A 17194-nucleotide genomic window follows, 5' to 3' on the forward strand; every position below is an offset into this window, starting at 1 on the left:
TTATAATAAATCGTCAAGATCATCATAAAGGAGGCCGGAAATGGCTAATACGATCGTGGGCTTGGATCTGGGCACCACCAAGATCGCCTGCATAATCGCCGAGGTCGACCGGGATCAGCTTAAAATAGTGGGGGTCGGCACCTGCTCTTCGGAGGAGGGTCTGCGAAGGGGGGTGGTGGTCAACCTGGAGAAGACCGCTCGGTCCATAGAGAAGGCGGTCTCCGAGGCCGAGCTGATGGCCGGGGTCAAGATAAACTCGGTCTATGCCGGCATCGCCGGGGATCATATCCGCTCCATCAATTCGCGGGGGGTGATCGCCGTCTCCCGGGGGGGCAACGAGATCTCCCAGGCCGACGTGGACCGGGTGATAGACGCCGCCCAGGCGGTGGCCATTCCCATGGACCGGGAGATCCTCCATGTGATCCCCCAGGGCTTCATCGTCGACGATCAGAAGGGCATCAAGGACCCCATCGGGATGGCCGGGGTGCGGCTGGAGGTGGAGGTCCATATAGTCACCGGGGCGGTGGCCTCGGCCGAGAACATCTACAAGAGCATCAAGCGGGCGGGGCTCAAGGTGGACGACCTGGTGCTGCAGCCTCTGGCCTCCAGCTATGCGGTGCTGACCCCGGACGAGAAATCTTTGGGGGTGGCGCTGCTGGACATCGGGGGCGGGACCACCGACATCGCCATGTTCTTCGAGGATTCCATCCGCCACACGGCGGTGATAGGACTGGGCGGCAACAACCTGACCAGCGACATCGCCATCGGCCTCCGGACCCCCACCGAACAGGCCGAGAGCATCAAGAAGAAATACGGCTGCGCCACCCTGTCCCAGGTAAAGGAGGACGAGATGATCGGGGTGTTCGGGGTGGCCGGGCGCGAGGAGCGGGAGGTGTCCCGCCAGGTGCTGGCCCAGATAATCGAGCCCCGGATGGAGGAGATCTTCAGCCTGGCCAGCCGGGAGATCAAGCGCTCCGACTACGGCGAGATGCTGGGGGCCGGGGTGGTCCTCACCGGAGGGGCCGCCAAGCTGCCCGGAGCGGCCTCCCTGGCGGAGCAGGTGTTCAACCAGCCGGCCCGGGTGGGCGAGCCGCGCGGCATCAGCGGAGTGGTGGACCTGATCAAGGACCCGATGTACGCCACCGGGGTGGGGCTGGTGCTGTACGGCTACGAGCGGAGGTTCAAGGGCGACTCCATAGACGAGAGCAACCCCTTTGAATCGATCCTGGGCAAGATGAAGGGCTGGTTCGGCGATCTTTTCAACGGGTAATAATAATATCACATACAATCCGTCATCAGGGAAAACGAAAATCAGGAGGTCCGATCATGGCCGAACAGATAAAACTTTTGGAACAGCAGATCGCCGAAGCGATCGCCGAGCCGTTGTACGGCATCATTCAGAACGAACCCAAGAAAATAAATAAAGGAGAAGAGAGTATGCTGGAATTCGAAGAGGATGTTATCAGCGAACGCTGCAACATCAAGGTGGTGGGAGTGGGCGGCGGCGGCGGCAACGCCGTCAACCGGATGGTGGAGGCCGGCCTGAACGGGGTGGAGTTCATCGCCGTCAATACCGACCTGCAGGTGCTTAGAAAATCCCTGGCCAACCAGAAGCTTCAGATCGGGCACAAGCTGACCAGGGGCCTGGGCTCGGGGGGCAATCCCGAGATCGGGCGCCGGGCCTTCGAGGAGGACAAGGCCCGGGTGGCCGAGATGATCTCGGGCAGCGACATGCTGTTCATCACCGCCGGAATGGGCGGCGGCACCGGGACCGGGGCCGCCCCGATGGTGGCCGACCTGGCCCGGGAGATGAACATCCTGACCGTGGCGGTGGTCACCAAGCCCTTCGAGTGGGAGGGCCGCAAGAGGATCCTGCAGTCCGAGGAGGGCATCCGGGACCTGAAAGAGCGGGTGGACACCCTGATCGTCATTCCCAACCAGCGGGTGCTTTCGGTGGTGGGCAAGCAGACCAAGCTGACCGAGTCTTTCCGGATCATAGACGACGTGCTGCTCAAGGCCACCCGGGGCATCTCCGACCTGATCACCGTTCCCGGCCTGGTCAACGTGGACTTCGCCGACGTCCGCTCGGTGATGCTGGAGCGGGGCGATGCCCTGATGGGCGTGGGCATCGGCATCGGCGAGAACCGCTCCATCACCGCGGCCGAGGAGGCCATCGCCAATACCCTGTTGGAGGGAATTTCCATCAAGGGGGCCAAGGCCATCCTGCTGAACATCTCGGCCTCCGATGAGCTGACCCTGACCGAGGTCAACGAGGTGGCGTCGGTGATACGCAGTGCGGCCGGCGAGGAGGCCAACCTGATATTCGGAACGGTGATAGATCCCGAGGCCGGTGACAATATGAGTGTGACCGTGATCGCCACCGGCCTGGGCGGCGGCGCACCCAAGGTGGAGAAGGATATCCCCGACAACAACCGGATAGACTTTCCCCAGTCATTCCGCAAGGAGAATCTGGCTCAGGGGACCTTTCAGCGCAAGGACCAGCGCTCCAACATCCAGACCATTGTCACCAAAGGCCAGGTCAGCGCGGTGAAACAGGACGACCTGGAGATTCCCACCTACATGCGCCGGTTGATGGATTAAGATAGACATCCGTTATTGGTTAACAGGTAATTGGAAAAGCGAAGATCGTCCGCCCTCTCTTCGGCGGATGGTCACGGACGCTTTGATCTCTCCTTTATTTGACCTCATCCCCTTCCCAAATCGGGAAGGGGATTTTTATTGAACGACCCCACCCCTCCCCGAAACGGAAAGGGATTTGTCATTCCTGTGCAGACAGGAATCCAGGCTTTTATCATTGCCCGATTTATTGGGGCGAACGGACAATCACCCGAACTCGCAGGTATGTCCAGAAACGCTCCTGGCGGGGCGACCACCCTCCTCCCTTTAAAAATATTTCAAAAAATAGTCACCTGGGTCATTGACAAATTTTAACAAATTGTATTAGTATAATCCAAAGGCAATGTCTATATCATAAAACTGAATTTGCAGGGCCATGATGCATCGGGTCCCTGCGGGCACAAAAGCATAGAAACCAAGATTGTTATGTCCGTAAACAATCCCAAACACAAACGCCGATCCATCCGTCTGCCGGGATACAATTATTCCGGGAAGGGGCGTACTACATAACCATTTGCGCCCAAGACCGGAAATGTATATTCGGCGAAATCACCGATGGGCTGATGGTATTAAACCCATTCGGAGAAATTGCCCGCAACGAATGGATTAAAACCGGCAAATTACGGCCCTATGTGATTCCGGATGTATTTGTGATTATGCCGAATCATATTCATGGGATATTGATAATAAACGATGATGACCATTGTAGGGGCACGATGCATCGTGCCCCTACGGGTACAACCGAACATTTTGGTAAACCCGTCGCCGGATCATTGCCGACCATCATCCGTTGTTACACCGCGGCGGTGATCCGTCATATAAATAAATTGCGTAATACCCCGGGCCATAAAATATGGCAACGAAATTATTACGAACACGTCATCCGAAACGATAAATCATACGATAAAATCAGACAATATATAATTGAGAACCCTTTATATTGGGCGCAGGACGACGAAAATCCCAGCCGGGCGATCACAAAATAAGCGCCTTTCCTAACAGATCATGAAAACCATAATAGTCATAACACTAATAATTCTTTTTTCCCCCATCCTAGCCGTTGCCTCCTTTGAAGAAATACAGACCGATGCCCGGCTCTACGGCCTGGCCGGGGCCGGGGTGGCGCTATCCGACAGGACCGGCAGCGACCTGCATAATCCGGCACTCCCGGCCCTGGCCCTGGACCTTTCGGCCTCCAGCGGCAGTTCGATCCCGTTCGGGCTGGCGGACCTGGCGGCCTTCTCCGGCGCCTACGCCAGGCGAAAGGATAAAATGGGGATGGGCGCAGTGCTGGCGACTATGGGCGGCCGTCTTTACCGGGAAAATATTTTAAAAGGGGCCATCTCATACCGCCTGACAGAAAAGGCGGCGGTGGGGGCTTCCCTTAATTGCTATCAGTTGAACATCGAAAGGTACGGTTCGGCGGCCGGAATGGGGCTGGACCTGGGACTGCTGGGTAAGCCAGCGGAATGGCTGGCGCTGGGAATGGTGGCTGCCAATGTGAACCGGCCGACCATCGGCCAAAAACGGGAGGAGCTTTCGCAAAGCCTATCGCTGGGCGCGGCGTTGGAGCCCCTAGATGAAATTACGCTTTTGGTTGCGCTTGATGGCCAGCGGGGCTGGCCCTGCCAGATCCGCATCGGGCAGGAATATCGCTATGGCAACCTTTTGGCCCTCAGGGCCGGGTTTTGCGATCGGCCCAATGCGGCCAGCCTGGGCTGCGGGGTGAGCCATAAAAATTTAAGGCTGGATTATGCCGTCAGGACCCACACCGATCTGGGGCTGTCCCACTGCCTCAGCCTGAACTATATCACCCAGAGGATGTTTGCCGAGCCTGAGGAGGTCAGGGTAAAGAAGGCCTCAACCGTAAATATCGTCGAAAAGATAGACCCCAACAGCGCATCATTTGATGAGCTCTGTCTTTTGCCCGGCATCGGGCCCCAATCAGCTGCGGACATCATGGCTTTTCGCGACAGCATCGGGCCGTTCAAATACCTCGATGATCTGGCCGAGGTCAAGGGGATCGGCCGGTCATTGCTGGAGAGGATGGCCCCGTATATGACCCTGGAATACAAACCCGATATTCCGCCAGTTATCAATATCAATCAGGCCTCGGCCCAGGAATTGGCAACCCTGCCGACCATCGGGCCCAAGACCGCCGGGGACATTGCCGCCTACCGCCAGGAGAACGGGCCCTTCCGGAGCCCGGAGGATATAATGAACGTCAAGGGCATCGGGCGGAGGACCTACGAGGAGATAAAGAATCTTATCACTATCGGGCCATGAACAAACTTCTGAAGGGCCTGCTGCTGCTGGCAATCCCCCTAAATGGCGGGGCCCAGGAGATGCCCGACATCGAGGACGAGCAGGCCTCGCAGGACCTTGCCGAGCAGATGATCTATCTGCAGGAGCACCCGGTAAATCTCAACCATGCCGACCTTGACCAGCTGATGACCCTTCCGGCGATCACTCCCTACCAGGCCCTCCGGCTGAACCGATATTTAATAAGCCATCCCAAATTGAGCGACCCCTTCCTTCTAGTCAGGGATTCCATTTTGGACCTGCCAGCCGTGGAATCTTTGCTGCCTTATATCTGCCTTGATTCCTATCTCCCCGCCCAAAGCGTCAAATTAAAGCTTTCCACCAGACTGCAGAGAAAGTGGCCGGATGCGGAGGGAATTGCCGACGGCAGTTTTAATGGTTCGCCGCTGGAGAGCCGCACCCGGATGTGGTTCCGTCCGGATGAAAATTGGGAGGTATTCGGGCAATGCCAGCATGACGTGGGCGAGCCGGCCTGGAACGACTATTATTCCGGCAATCTATGGTGGTCGGATCACGAAGGAACCAAGCAGGTGATAATCGGGGATTATCAAATGAAGATCGGGGAGGGGCTGGTGTTCGGCGGCAGCTCGCCCCGCATATTCTCCAGCTACTGGTCCGGCTCGGCCCGGCTTGACGCGGCAGCGGTTCGCCAGTATTTTTCCTCCCACGAAAACAGGGGTTTAAGGGGACTATGCTTAAAATACCTATTAGTTGACAACTTTAACTTTATCTGTTTTGCCTCCCGGCGTCAGATGGATGCCAAAATAGATTCGTTGGGCCGCATAACCAGCATCTATGATGACGGCTATCATCGCAGCGATGCGGAGCTGGAGAGGAAAAACAACTCTACCGAGACCATCTTTGGCGGACGGGTGGGCTTTAGCGCCGGCCGCTCTTGCGATATTGGGATAATCGGATATAACCGGTCCTTCGATAAAACGACGGCCGAAGGATTATATAATGCCTTTTTGATCAGCCTGGATGCCAGAACAGTATTGGATAAAAATTGGGCCTCGCTTGAACTGGTCAAGGGCCGGGGGCCGCTCGGCGGGTACAGCGGGGAGATAGGTTTTATGGTGCGGGACTATGCCGGCCGAATCAATTTTTACGGATATTCCCCGAAATTCAAGCCTCCCCGCTTTAATTCGGACAACTATTACGGCGGCGATGATGAAAAAGGGGTCACCATCGCCGGGTCGTACCGGGCTCCATTGGGCTATGATATTTCGGCCATATATAACCAATTCCATCCCTGGCAGCCGTTTTCCATTTCATCCCAGAGTTACAGGGGTTTTCGTTATGAAGCCAGGCTGGGCAAAAAAATATTCCAAGGGCTTCTGGCCGATCTTCGGATCAGATCTCTGCAAAAAGAATATTTTGACGATGGACAATCCGGGGCCCCAATATATCATACCTCGAACCTTACCTTCAAGACCGGCCTGCAGTGGCAATTGGGAAAGAAGTTCAGCGCCACCGGCAGGCATCAAGCATCCTTTTTCGGGGATTCCCGGGATGATGACAGAAAGCGCGGGGAACTACTGTCCCTGGCCTTAAAAGCCCAACTGCCAAGAGACATCACCATCCAAGGCCAGACGGTATTTTACTACGCACCCAGTTACGATGCCAGGCTTTACCTGGCGGAGCCGGAGCTAAGGTCCGGGGGGAGCTTTCACGGCTACTGGGGCCTGGGGCGGCGGGATGCATTATTTTTGAGATATGCTTTGGGCCGCTCCGGGGCCGGTTATCTGAAAATAGCCAGGCAAGTAAGGGATTACCAGGGCCAGATCGCAAAAAACACCGAGCTGGGAATCGAGCTGGAATTTTTGTTAAAATAGATCCGATTTTATGTTATAATAGCGCACTTAGATAAAGACCGAAAGGGACTGGTTTATGTCGGAGGACAGGGAACAAATAAAAAGCAAAGAGCATGAGCTGAGGGAGGCGGAGGCAAGGCTGGGCCCGGACAATCCTGAATTGCTTCCCCGGCTAAAAGAACTGGCTGAGATCTATATCCACTGGGGAAGATTTTCTTTGGCCGAAAGCCTGTACCGCAAAGCCGTGAAAATAACCATCAGGGAATCAGGCCCGGAGAGCCTGGAGGTCGCTTCTTACTTTAACCGCCTGGCCGTTTTGTACAGCATTCAGGGGCGTTATTACGAGGCCCTGCCGTTTTATGAGAAATCCCTCAATCTGAATAAAAAACTGGCACCGTGCGAAGTCTTGGTGCAGGCCAGACTGATGGCCAATATCGGGACGGTATATAAGCTCCTGGGGCGGAACGCCCCGGCCGAGGAAATCTTGCTGAAGGCCCGGGAAATATTCCAAAAGGGATCCGGCGGCAATGATCCAATGCTGGCCGGAATACTGATAAACCTGGCCGGGCTGTATCGCGATCTGAACCGCCTGCCGGAGGCCGAGTCCCTGTGCAGTACGGCCATCGAAATGTCATTGAATGCCTACGGACCCGAGCATCCACAAATAGCCTTATGTTACAATAACCTGGCCGAGGTTTATGCCGCCCAGGGAAGGAAGAGCGAGGCCGAAGAGCTTTACCTCCGGGCTATAGAAATGAAGGAAAAGGTACAGGGCCCCGGGCATCCGGAGATCGCAATGTATCTCAACAATCTGGGCGACCTCTACCGATCGCAGCAGAAATTCGTGGAGGCCGAAACCATCTACCACCGGGCTTTGGAGATAGACGAGGGCCATTTGCCCCAGGAAAGCCCGAACCTGGCCACCACCTATAAAAACCTGGCCACCCTTTCTTCGGTCCAGGGATATTATGATAAAGCCGAGGCTTATTATCTCCGGGCCGTCTCCATTTATGAGCGCACCCTGGGGCCGGATCATCCCGAGGTGGCGGAGCCCCTGGTCCGGCTGGCGGAGCTGCAGCACGGGCAGGGCCGAAACAGAGAGGCCGAGGCCCTCTGCCACCGCTCGATGGCCATCTGGCAGAAAGGATACGGACCCAAACACTTCAAGGTGGGGGAGATGCTGAAGATGCTGTCCAGATTGTGCTTTGCCCAGGAAAAGATGTCCGAGGGAGAGACCTTTTTAAAGCAGGCCTTTGAGATAAAAACAAACTAAAGCCATTATATGGAGGTTCCCATGCACCGAGTCTTACTGCCGGCATTGGTCTCTCTGATTATTGTTTTGTCTCCACACAGTAAAGCATATTCACAAACTGCAGCGCCCGATAGCGGTTCTATCCCGCAAACAGAAACAGAGGTTTTACGTCCCGAACCTCCGGCACCCGTTGCTATAATAGCCGACAGCATTGCCGTTATTAAACCTTGCGAACCCTCCCTGCGGTTGGAGGGTTTCAGTATGTATAATTTTGCCGCCGCCTATTTCTACAGCCGCCAGAAAATGACCGGACTTATTTGGTGGGACGAGACCAGTTATGAGTACACCTATACTACAACAATTTTTGCAGCCGGGGCGAGCTGGAATTACCTGATAAATAATGGGCTTACTTTGGGCGGCAATGTGGGATTCATTACTATCGGAACATCCAGATCCCGCGGGCCAGACTCATACTACTATTATTCCGATTATTCCAACAGCTCCACCATGACCCTGATCGGGCCGCGAATTGCCCAGTATTTTGGAAACAAGAACAGCAAAATTATGCCTTTTGTGGCCGGCGAGATGGATATTATTACCAGCTCATCCGAACTCTTTAGTCGTAGCGAGACAATCTTCAGGATTGGCGGCGGTGCGGTCATCAAACTTGTTCCCAACGTGGGAATTTCCCTAGGCCTGGATTATCTTAAGGTTGAAGATCAAGAGAATACGGTGAATATCATGGGCACCATGGGGCTGGTTTGCATGCCCTTCGATCTAAAAAAATAATAATCGGGAGTCATAATGGTGACAACAGTTCTGGCTACGTTGTTCGTTCTGGGGATCATGGTCTTTGTCCATGAGCTGGGCCATTTTTACGTGGCCAAGAAGGTGGGCATCAGGGTCTTGAAATTCTCTTTGGGTTTCGGCCCCAAATTGTTCGGATTTAAAAAAGGCGATACCCAGTATCTGATCTCGGCCCTCCCCCTGGGGGGGTATGTGAAATTGGACGGGGAGGACGCCTTTGAGGAGGGCTATGTCCCCAAGCCGGGCGATTATATGGCCGCCCCCTGGTGGGGCCGGGTGCTGATGGCCCTGGCCGGCCCGATGGCCAACCTGGTTACGGCATTTCTGATCTTCATCATGCTGGGTCTGGTAGGTTTTAACGCCCCGGATTATTCCACCTCGGTCGGCAAGGTGGGATCGGGAAGCATAGCCCAGCAGCTGGGGGTAACTGAGGGCGACCGGATGGTTTCGATCGACGGGAAGGAAGTTAAAACCTGGCACGGCCTGTGGCAGGAACTGCAGGCCGAGAGAACAGCCGACTCGCTATCTCTCACTCTGGACCGGGCCGGAAAGAGAATAATTCTTAATATCCCCTCATCCCAACGGATGAAATTCCTGGAGAATATCGAGCCGGCGGTGCCGGCTCAGCTGGGCGAGGTCTATCCCAGCCTGCCGGCCTACCAGGCCGGACTCAACGCCGGAGACATCATCCTATCCATTGACGATAAGCCGGTAAAGACCTGGGACGGCATGAGGGAGATCATCAACCAAAATGCCGGGAGGGAGACCAGGCTTCTGGTCGAACGGGGTTCCGATACCCTTAGCGTCCGGATCACCCCGGTGGAGCAGGATTACCCGGGCCAGGGTCCGGTCGGGGTCATTGGGGTCACTGCCCCGGTGTTCGGGAGTTATAAACTTCGTCTGGGCCTTTGGGCCTCGGTCGTCAATGCCACGGTCAGCACCGGAAGCTTGGTGGCCCGCACTTACGGCGTGTTGTACAAGATCGTGGTAAAACCCTCCTCGGCCAAGCAGCTGGGCGGCATCCTGATGATAGGAGAGATGGCCGGCAGCACCGCCAAAAAAGGCTTCAGCGACCTGATGCTTTTGGTGGCGCTTCTTTCCATCAGTTTGATGGTTCTCAATCTACTGCCCCTGCCGGTGCTGGACGGAGGGGTGATATTCTTCAGCCTGCTGGAGGGGGTAAGGAAAAAGACCCTGCCGGTGAAAGTGCAGGTGGTCATCCAGCAGATCGGGATCGCCATCCTGATCATGCTGATGCTGTTCACCATTCTCAACGACGGCATGAAGATATTCAGCCGGCACTCGGCGGCCAAGAAGAACAGCCAACAGATAGAACAGGCCAAATAGCTTTCAAATCTCAACCATCGGAGGGCAACCATGGAGGTCAAGGGCACCTCGGTGCTGGCCACCAAGAATTTCGTCAATCACAAGTTCGGCCTGGAGGCACAAAAAGCATGGCTGGAAAGCCTGCCTGGGGAATCGAGGAAGATATTTGACCAGGCCATACTGGCCAACAACTGGTATCCCTTTCGGACCGGTTTTGTCGAGCCCACCAGGATGATCTGCAATAGCTTCTACGGCGGCAGCGAACTGGGGGCCAGGGAGATCGGCCGTTATAGCGCCGAACAATCACTCAGGGGTATCTACAAGGCCTTTGCCAGGGTGGCCTCGGTCAATTTTATAATGGAGCGGACGGCCAACATCTTCAAGACCTATTACACCCCGGGGAGGATGGAGGTGGCATCCCAGGACCAACAACATCTGGTCTTCCATATTCTGGACATTGACGATTCGGACCTGCTGTTCGAGCACCGGATCTGCGGCTGGATAAACGGAGCTTTGCTGATCTGCAACAACCGGGACCACGAGGTGAAGATAGCCCGGTCGGTGGCCCGGGGCGATACTTTGATTGAGATCCTGGTTGCCCTGTAAAGGGCTGTCCCCAAATAATTTATTGACTTTTAGGCGCCAAGATTGTTATAATTCAAATCCTGTTTACTTTATAAAACAACAAAATTACATATATCGGGAGGGACGTTTTGAAGAATTATACTGCGGACAAGATCCACAACATTGTATTGGCCGGCCACGGCGGTTGCGGAAAGACCACCCTGGCCGAGGCCATGGTCCATGCCGGCAATCCCACCGGGCGCTTGGGGCGGGTGGACGACGGCAACTCCATCTTCGATTTCGACATCGATGAGACCACCCGCAAGATATCCATCTTCTCATCCCTGGCGGCCTGCGAACACCAGGACCACAAGCTTAATGTGATAGACACCCCGGGCTACGCCGATTTTGCCGGCGAGGTCAAGGCCGGAATGCGGGTGGCCGACTGCGTGATCATAGTGGCCCAGGGGGTGTCCGGGATAGAGGTGGGCACCGACAAGTGCTGGAAGTATTCAGACGAGCTGAAGCTTCCCCGGGCCATCTTTCTGACCCGTTTGCTGAAGGAGCATTCCGATTTTTATAAATCGCTGGACCAGGCCCGCGACAAGTTCGGCCACCAGGCGGTGCCCCTGACCCTGCCCATCGGCGACCAGCTGAACCTGAAGGGAGTGGTCGATCTCACGGTGATGAAGGCCTTTCTCGAGAGCGAGGGAAAATCCACCATCGGCGAGATCCCGGCCGAGATGGCCGGCAAAGCCAAGGAATACCGGGACAAACTGGTGGAGGCGGTGGCCGAATCCGACGACAGCCTGATGGAGAAATTTTTGAACGGCGATAGCCTGACCGATCAGGAAATATCCGATGGTTTGAAAACAGCCATCAGAAAAGGAAGCCTGGTACCGGTGTTCGCCGGAGACGGTTATTTCCAGGTGGGGGTCAACGCCATGTTGAATTCCATCGTAGCCTTCTTCCCGACCGCGGCCGATACCCAGGAAGTGGTTGCCCAAAAAGCCGGCAGCGACGAGGAGATAATCGTCAAGTGCGATCCCAGCGGGCCGCCGGTGCTGTTCATGTTCAAAACCTTCATCGAACCCCATGCCGGAAATCTGAACTATTTCCGGATGTATTCCGGCTCGCTGGAGCCGGGGATAGAGCTTTATAATGCCTCCCTCAGCAAGGCGGAAAAATTCGGGCAGTTCTATTTTCCCAATGGCAAGGACCGCATCGATGCCGCCAAAATCAGCTGCGGCGATATCGGCATCGCGGTAAAGCTGAAGGAATCCGGCACCGGGGACACCATCAGCACCAAGAATCATCAGATCATCCTTCCCAAGACCATCCTGCCCAAGCCGTCGATATCGGTGGCGGTGGAGGCCAAATCCAAGGATGACGAAGGCAAGATATCGGTCGGGCTGTCCCGACTTAACGAAGAGGACCCCACCTTCACCTACGGCTTCGTGCCCGAGATCCGGCAGACCCTGATCAACGGCCTGGGCGAGCTGCATCTGGACATCATGGTGGGGCGGCTGAAGCGGAAATTCGGGGTGGAGGTCACCATCATCAAGCCCCGGATACCCTACCGCGAGACCATCTCCAAGAAGGTGGAGATCCAGGGCAAGCACAAGAAACAATCGGGGGGACACGGACAGTACGGCGACGTCTGGCTGCGCCTGGAGCCGCTGCCCCGGGGCGGGGGCTTCGAGTTCGTGGATGAGGTGGTGGGCGGGGTGGTGCCCGGCAACTTCATCCCCTCGGTGGAGAAGGGGGTCAAGGCGGCCATGCTGGAAGGGGCGGTGGCGGGCTACCACATCGTAGATCTTAGGGCGGTTATATATTTCGGCTCCTATCACCCGGTGGACTCCTCCGGCACCAGCTTCGAGATCGCCGGTTCCATGGCCCTCAAGAAGGGCGTGCTGGAAGCCTCGCCGGTCCTGCTGGAGCCCATCATGAAACTGGAGGTGGCCATTCCCGAGGAATTCGCCGGCCAGGTGATGGGCGACCTCAACTCCCGCCGGGGCCGCATCAGCGGCATGGACTCGGCCAAGGGCCTGCAGGTGATCAAGGCCACCGTGCCCCAGGGCGAGATGTACAAGTATTCCACCTCCCTGCGCTCCATGACCCAGGGCCGGGGCAGCTTCGAGATGGAGTTCTCTCATTACGATCCGGTGCCCTTCGAGGCCACCCAGAAGATCATCGAAGAGGCCAAGAAGGAAAAGGAAGAGAAGCAGAAATAATTCCATACAACCAAAAAACGGGGCGATAAGATCGCCTCGTTTTTTCTTGAAAGACCGGCTTTTTTGCAGTAATATTCAGTAGACTAGATAATAGAGTTAAAACACTTCTGGCAGTTTTAATGAGGTGTTAATGAAAAGTAAAATCGCCATAGTTGCTTCAGAAATGATAGAACGCTCTATTTTTGCAATAAGAGGGCATAAAGTGATGTTGGATGCCGACCTGGCCAAACTTTACAACGTGTCAACAAAGGCATTGAACCAGGCGGTTAAGCGCAATATACGGCGGTTCCCGTCTGATTTCATGTTCCAATTGGACTTAGAAGAAAAGGTGGAACTGGTCACAATTTGTGACCACCTAAAGCATTTAAAATATTCGTCGAAATTGCCGCATGCCTTTACCGAGCAGGGCGTAGCCATGCTTTCCGGCGTACTTAATAGCGAGAGAGCTATAAACGTAAATATCGAGATCATGAGAGCTTTTGTAAAAATGCGAAAAATGTTGATTTCTCACGAAGAGCTTGCCAGGAAAGTTATTAATATGGAAAAGCTGTATGATGGAAATTTCAAAATTATATTTAATGCCATTAAACAGTTGATAGAGTCACCGACCATAAAAAGAAACCCCATCGGATTCAGACCAGACAAAAAATAATCAAACATGGACAGGCAAATGACCAAACCAAAAATAGCCATCATCTTCACCGGCGGGACCATCTCCATGAAGTCCAGCAAAAAGAGCGGGGGCGCGGTTCCGGCCTTCAAGGGGCGGGACATCCTCAAGCTCCTGCCGGTGATCAACAAGAATTTCAAGATAGAGGTGCATGATTTCGGGCAATACCCGGGGCCGCATATCACGCCGGAGATGATGCTGGAGATCTCCCTGATCGCCAGAAAATACCTGGCCCGGTCCGACATCATGGGCCTGATCGTCACCCACGGCACCGACACCCTGGAGGAGACCGCCTACTTTCTTGATCTGACCATACACTCGCCCAAGCCGGTGGTGGTGGTGGGGGCCATGAAGGACTGCACCGAGCTGGGCTGGGACGGCCCGGCCAACCTGATGGGCGCCGCCCGGACGGCGGTCTCGCCGGATGCCCGAAACAAGGGGGTCCTGGTCTTTCTGAACAACACCATCAATTCGGCCGGGGAGGTGACCAAGACCAGCACCGATTCCTTCGAGACCTTCCGCAGTCCCGACCTGGGCCCGCTGGGCTGGGTGGACCAGGACCGGGTGCTGTTCTACCGCCAGCCTATGTACCGCGAGCATTACCCGGTCAGGGGAATAGAGCCCCGGGTGGACCTTTTTAAAATGGCGGTGGGGATGGATTCCCGTCTCATTGAATATGCCGTAGATTCCGGGGCCAAGGGACTAGTGGTGGAGGGCATGGGGCGGGGAAATATTCCGCCGGATGTAGTGCCCGGGATAGAGTACGCCATTGCCAAGAAGATCCCGGTCGTCCTCTGTTCCCGCTGCATCGGGGGCAGGGTGCTGGGGACCTATGCCTATCCCGGCGGCGGGGCTCAGCTGATCAAAAAAGGGATCATCCTGGGCGGACACCTGCCGGGACAGAAGGCCCGGATCAAGCTGATGATACTGCTGGGTCGGAGAATGGACCCCATGCAGATCAAGGAGTTTTTCGAACGGTTTGAATATCCCTGTGAAAGATAGATCAAAAAAAAAGAACGCCTCAGATATCCTTTCGATATTATTCCAATTATATTATAACCGGGGCGAGGTGTTGGACAAGACCATCGGTTTCCAGCAGTCTTTGGACAATTACCGGACCATGAAAAGGCTGGCAAAGGCCTTGGGGGATCGCAACCAACTTCTGCGTGCCTGGGTAGAGGTGGGGTATCGGCTGACAATGCTGGGAAAACTGATGGAGGCTCTGGCCGAACACAGTGCCGTGTCCCAGGACCTATCAGAAGATGATCCTTTTGAAGTCAGCTGCCGCAACGACCATTGCCAGGCAATAGTTCTCCGCCAGCTGGGCCGCTATGAGGAAGCTTTGGCGGTCCAGGAACGGTTAAGCAAAATCCCAGACATTAGCGAAGAATCACGTTTCAACTGGCTGAACAGCCTGGGTCATACGTTTTGGCGGATGGGCCGCTATCAGGATGCGGTGGGCTGTTTTCAACAGGTTTTGGAGTGGACATCGAACGGTTCAAATCCCGTGCTTCAGGCCACAGCTCACAACAACCTGGGACTGGTTTATTCCGATATGGAAAGGCTGGACGAAGCAAGGGACCATCACCAAAGGTCCCTGCACCTCCGGAGGGAGCTCCATGATCCGGGCGCCATATGCACCTCCTACCTGAATCTGGGAAATGTAATGGTCCAGTCGGATGATATTGATTCCGGACTGGGGCTTTGGGAGAAGGCCCTGGGGATCAGCAAGCGATTGGGCGACAAAGCCACCGAGGCTATGATCGAGAACAACATGGGTGAAGTAAGCTACAAAACAGGGGACTACCCCAAAGCAGCGGATCATTTTCATAAGAGCCTTCTGATGAAGCAATCGCTTAACCTCCGATCCTACCTGGACACAAGTTTGGAAGGCCTGGCAAAGACTTATTACGAGATGAGAAACCAACCGGGATACGCCGAGCAATGCCGCCATTTTGGCCAGCTTCTGCTGGCCCTGGATACGGCCCGGCCCCAAAAACGGGAGAACGTGACCAGCATCCTGGCCGCCTTAGATGCGGCGGGTGACAATAGCCGGGGGGGTAGCAACGGGGCGGCCGGAAATTGAATCTTTGGCGGCTGTTGTGCAGTATGCCCCGGCGGCGGATCAACTGAAAATACTCGCAGTAAAAGATAGAAAAATGAGCCAATATAATAAGATAAGCCCGGACATCCAGCAACGGCTGAAAGAGATCGTCGGAGAAAAGTATCTGATAACCCTGGACGACGACATGGAACCCTATTCCCACGATGAGACCCTGCATCACAAATTCATGCCCGCGGTGGTGGTCAAGCCGGCTGATACCCCCCAGGTCTCGGCTATAATGAAACTGGCCGGTTCCGAAAAGATCCCGCTTACCCCCCGGGGGGCCGGCACCGGGCTGTCCGGGGGCGCCCTGCCGGTGTGCGGTGGTATTCTGCTGTCACTGGAGAGATTTAACAAGATCCTGGAGATTGATGAAGAAAACCTGATGGTGGTCACCCAGCCGGCGGTGATCACCGGTCAGCTGCAGAAGGCGGTCGAGGAGAAGGGGCTGTTCTACCCGCCGGATCCGGCCAGTTTGGATTCCTGTTCCATCGGCGGCAACATTGCCGAGAACGCCGGCGGGGCCAGGGCCTTCAAATACGGGGTCACCCGGCACTATCTTTGCGGATTGGAGGTCGTCTGGCCCAACGGCGATATCTCCCGGTTGGGCGGCAGGATCATCAAGGATGTTTCGGGTTACGACCTGATGCATTTGATATGCGGATCCGAGGGCACCCTGGCCGTGATCACCGAGATCACCCTCCGGCTGCTGCCCAAGCCCAAATTCCAGGCCGACCTTCTGATCCCGTTCTCCTCCATCGAGGATGCGGTGAAGGCCACCAATGCCGTGATCCGGGAGAGGATAATCCCGGCCACCATGGAATTCATGGAGAAGAAGGCCGTCCTGGCGGCCGAGGCCTTTTTGGAAAAGAAGGCGCCCTACCGGGAGGCCGAGGCCCATCTGCTGGTCCAGCTGGACGGAGAAGAGCGCGAAGACCTGCAGAAGCTGTACGAAAGGATCGGCCAGATAGTCTCCGACCATGGCGCGCTGGACGTGCTGGTGGCCGAGGACCGGCCTTCGCAGGATCGGCTGTGGGAGATCCGCCGCTCCCTTTCCGAAGCGCTGACCGCCAAAAGCCCGGTCCGGGAGCGGGAGGACGTGGTGGTACCCAAGTCAAAAATACCACAGCTTTTTAAAGAACTGGAAATTTTGCAGAAGAAATATTCCATGGAGATAGTTTCATTCGGCCATATCGGGGACGGGAACATCCATGTCAACATCCTCAAAGGGGAATTCCAGACCGAAAGATGGCAGGAGGTTCTGCCCGTCCTGCTCGGCGAGCTGTTCGCCAAGGTGGTGGAGCTGGGCGGGACCATCTCCGGGGAGCACGGCATAGGCTATGTAAAGAAAAAATATCTGCCGTTGGCGGTGGACGCCCCGGCCCTGGCAATGATGAAGGCCGTTAAACGGGCCATTGACCCGCAGAATATATTGAATCCCGAAAAAATATTCCTTTAGACTCT

Annotated in this window: 14 protein-coding genes and 1 pseudogene; all 15 read left to right on the forward strand. The window is 55.5% G+C overall.

Features of this window, described 5'->3' with window-relative positions:
• Nucleotides 1-40 precede the first annotated feature (40 nt).
• The 15 genes and pseudogenes from A2273_10365 to A2273_10435 all read left to right on the forward strand — a co-directional run bounded on the left by A2273_10365 (nucleotide 41) and on the right by A2273_10435 (nucleotide 17189).
• Entirely contained in the window at nucleotides 41-1270 is a 1230-nt protein-coding gene (locus tag A2273_10365; GenBank protein ID OGF09021.1) for a cell division protein FtsA, read from the forward strand.
• A 167-nt stretch (nucleotides 1271-1437) separates the two neighbouring features.
• Nucleotides 1438-2601 (forward strand): cell division protein FtsZ, encoded by a 1164-nt coding sequence (locus tag A2273_10370; protein OGF09147.1) that lies wholly within the window; start codon nucleotides 1438-1440, stop codon nucleotides 2599-2601.
• 138 nt (nucleotides 2602-2739) lie between these two features.
• Entirely contained in the window at nucleotides 2740-2952 is a 213-nt protein-coding gene (locus tag A2273_10375; protein OGF09022.1) for a hypothetical protein, read from the forward strand.
• Nucleotides 2953-3063: 111 nt separating this feature from the next.
• Nucleotides 3064-3623, forward strand: a pseudogene (locus A2273_10380) (transposase).
• Between the two features lie 19 nt (nucleotides 3624-3642).
• Complete coding sequence (locus A2273_10385; GenBank protein OGF09023.1) at nucleotides 3643-4923, forward strand: hypothetical protein; 1281 nt, start codon at nucleotides 3643-3645, stop codon at nucleotides 4921-4923.
• Complete coding sequence (locus tag A2273_10390) at nucleotides 4920-6794, forward strand: hypothetical protein (GenBank protein ID OGF09024.1); 1875 nt, start codon at nucleotides 4920-4922, stop codon at nucleotides 6792-6794. Before A2273_10385 ends, A2273_10390 begins: the two co-directional genes overlap by 4 nt.
• 55 nt (nucleotides 6795-6849) lie before the next feature.
• Nucleotides 6850-8046, forward strand: coding sequence for a hypothetical protein (locus tag A2273_10395; GenBank protein OGF09025.1), 1197 nt, complete (start codon nucleotides 6850-6852; stop codon nucleotides 8044-8046).
• Nucleotides 8047-8067: 21 nt separating this feature from the next.
• Nucleotides 8068-8814, forward strand: coding sequence for a hypothetical protein (locus A2273_10400; GenBank protein OGF09026.1), 747 nt, complete (start codon nucleotides 8068-8070; stop codon nucleotides 8812-8814).
• Between the two features lie 39 nt (nucleotides 8815-8853).
• Entirely contained in the window at nucleotides 8854-10179 is a 1326-nt protein-coding gene (locus A2273_10405; protein ID OGF09027.1) for an RIP metalloprotease RseP, read from the forward strand.
• A 30-nt stretch (nucleotides 10180-10209) separates the two neighbouring features.
• Nucleotides 10210-10764 (forward strand): hypothetical protein, encoded by a 555-nt coding sequence (locus tag A2273_10410; protein ID OGF09028.1) that lies wholly within the window; start codon nucleotides 10210-10212, stop codon nucleotides 10762-10764.
• Nucleotides 10765-10871: 107 nt separating this feature from the next.
• Nucleotides 10872-12956, forward strand: coding sequence for a translation elongation factor G (locus A2273_10415; protein OGF09029.1), 2085 nt, complete (start codon nucleotides 10872-10874; stop codon nucleotides 12954-12956).
• A 130-nt stretch (nucleotides 12957-13086) separates the two neighbouring features.
• Nucleotides 13087-13608, forward strand: a complete 522-nt coding sequence (locus A2273_10420; protein OGF09030.1) for a hypothetical protein — start codon at nucleotides 13087-13089, stop codon at nucleotides 13606-13608.
• 18 nt (nucleotides 13609-13626) lie between these two features.
• Nucleotides 13627-14628: an L-asparaginase gene (locus A2273_10425; protein ID OGF09031.1), complete on the forward strand. Its 1002-nt coding sequence runs from the start codon at nucleotides 13627-13629 to the stop codon at nucleotides 14626-14628.
• Nucleotides 14618-15712, forward strand: coding sequence for a hypothetical protein (locus A2273_10430; GenBank protein OGF09032.1), 1095 nt, complete (start codon nucleotides 14618-14620; stop codon nucleotides 15710-15712). The genes A2273_10425 and A2273_10430 overlap by 11 nt, the downstream gene beginning before the upstream one ends.
• 73 nt (nucleotides 15713-15785) lie before the next feature.
• Entirely contained in the window at nucleotides 15786-17189 is a 1404-nt protein-coding gene (locus A2273_10435) for a hypothetical protein (GenBank protein ID OGF09033.1), read from the forward strand.
• Nucleotides 17190-17194: the final 5 nt, after the last annotated feature.

This window comes from Candidatus Edwardsbacteria bacterium RifOxyA12_full_54_48, from assembly GCA_001777915.1.
Taxonomy (GTDB): domain Bacteria; phylum Edwardsbacteria; class AC1; order AC1; family EtOH8; genus UBA2226.

Coding starts and splice junctions, on each gene's coding strand:
- A2273_10370 (OGF09147.1), top strand. CDS start 1,438: ATGCTGGAATTCGAAGAGGATGTTATCAGCGAACGCTGCAACATCAAG.
- A2273_10395 (OGF09025.1), top strand. CDS start 6,850: ATGTCGGAGGACAGGGAACAAATAAAAAGCAAAGAGCATGAGCTGAGG.
- A2273_10385 (OGF09023.1), top strand. CDS start 3,643: ATGAAAACCATAATAGTCATAACACTAATAATTCTTTTTTCCCCCATC.
- A2273_10425 (OGF09031.1), top strand. CDS start 13,627: ATGACCAAACCAAAAATAGCCATCATCTTCACCGGCGGGACCATCTCC.
- A2273_10420 (OGF09030.1), top strand. CDS start 13,087: ATGAAAAGTAAAATCGCCATAGTTGCTTCAGAAATGATAGAACGCTCT.
- A2273_10410 (OGF09028.1), top strand. CDS start 10,210: ATGGAGGTCAAGGGCACCTCGGTGCTGGCCACCAAGAATTTCGTCAAT.
- A2273_10400 (OGF09026.1), top strand. CDS start 8,068: ATGCACCGAGTCTTACTGCCGGCATTGGTCTCTCTGATTATTGTTTTG.
- A2273_10365 (OGF09021.1), top strand. CDS start 41: ATGGCTAATACGATCGTGGGCTTGGATCTGGGCACCACCAAGATCGCC.
- A2273_10435 (OGF09033.1), top strand. CDS start 15,786: ATGAGCCAATATAATAAGATAAGCCCGGACATCCAGCAACGGCTGAAA.
- A2273_10390 (OGF09024.1), top strand. CDS start 4,920: ATGAACAAACTTCTGAAGGGCCTGCTGCTGCTGGCAATCCCCCTAAAT.